The organism is Sanguibacter inulinus (assembly GCF_013415325.1).
In the GTDB taxonomy this organism is placed as follows: domain Bacteria; phylum Actinomycetota; class Actinomycetes; order Actinomycetales; family Cellulomonadaceae; genus Sanguibacter; species Sanguibacter inulinus.
Map to the genome: position 1 here is coordinate 1 of NZ_JACBYE010000102.1, position 1,392 is coordinate 1,392.

The 1,392-nt window shown below is 70.2% G+C and carries 1 protein-coding gene; it reads left to right on the forward strand.

The window, feature by feature from the left end:
• Positions 1 to 375: 375 nt before the first annotated feature.
• A partial coding sequence (locus tag HZZ10_RS19055) for a hypothetical protein (protein WP_179914720.1) occupies positions 376 to 1,392 on the forward strand: 1,017 nt, incomplete at its 3' end.

A 1,392-nucleotide genomic window follows, 5' to 3' on the forward strand; every position in this document is an offset into this window, starting at 1 on the left:
TATAAGAGACAGATCCAGCCCTCGCCCCATCTAGCCCTCGCCCCACGGGAATTCGGTCGAGATCGTGACTTCGGAGCGAGATCGACCCTTCAAGGGCACGACCTCACTCCAGAGTCACGATCTCGCCGGGCCTCCGTCGAAGGTGCGGCAACCCGCGGGGTACGGTCTCCAGGATTCACGCCCTGCAGGGGCTGCTGACAGATCACGGACGGCGGACGGTCCTCGGCGTCGGACGGGCGGGCGGCGTCCACAGGACGCTGTGCCCGGTCCGTCGGCGTCGGGCGGGCGGCGTCCACAGGATGCCGTGCCGACGGCGGGTGCACAGGCGCTCTGTCAACGGGTGCGATCGGTGGTCAGAAGCCGTGGGATCTGTGCATGAGACTCGACCTCCTCCCCGCACGACCGCACCTCGACCAGGGCCAGCACGACCGCCCCACGCCGCTCGTCGTCCCGCGAGTGGTGATCCCGGACGTCGTCCTGGCTCGCGACCTGCCGCGCGGGACTCTCGATGCCGGGGTGAGAGACGGGCGCCTCGTCAGGGTCCGGCGCGGCGCCTACGTGTCTCGCGACGGGATGTCTCCGACAGAGACCGCCGATGGTCGTCGGCGCCTGGAGCTCGCCCGGGTCGCCGCAGTCCTCGCCCAGACCAGAGCCGCTGCTGTCGTCAGCCACCAGTCAGCGGCGCTCGTCTGGGGACTCCCGACCTGGCACCTGCCGACGACAGTCCATCTCTTCCACCCGGTCCGGAGGTCGAGCCGGAGCGCGAAGGACATCACCTGGCACGAGGCCGGATCAGGTGGACGCCCGACGCTGCAGCTCTCCGGGCTCTGCGTCACGAGGCTCGAGCAGACTGTCGTCGACTGCCTCAGGACAGCACCTCCGCTCGACGCTCTGGTCATCACCGACGCTGCGCTGGCACGAGGGGCAGACCGCGGGGAGATCGAACGCCTCCTGACCAGCGTCAGCGGTCGGCGTGGGGCCTCTCGTGGCCGCGAGCTCCTCGACCTGGCGGACGCCGGGGCGCAGTCTCCCTGGGAGAGCGTCTGCCGTGTGCTCCTGCAGGCGGTCGGCCTCCCGGCACCGGAGACACAGGTGCAGGTCGACACGTACCTCGGTCGCTTCTACGCCGACCTGGGCTGGAGGCAGTGGCGGTTCCTCGTCGAGTTCGACGGAGCGACGAAGTACTCCGGGGACGACCGTGCGGCGACCTCCGCCCTGATGGCGGAGAAACGCCGACAGCACGCCGTGGAGGACGAAGGTTGGCGGGTCCTGCGCGCCACCGCCGCAGACCTCGGACGGTCGTTGCTCCTGGTCCAGCGCCTCCGAAGACTCCTGCCCGAACCCGCCTTCCGCTCCAGCCGCCCCCGTCCCCACCTCCTGACAGACCTTCAC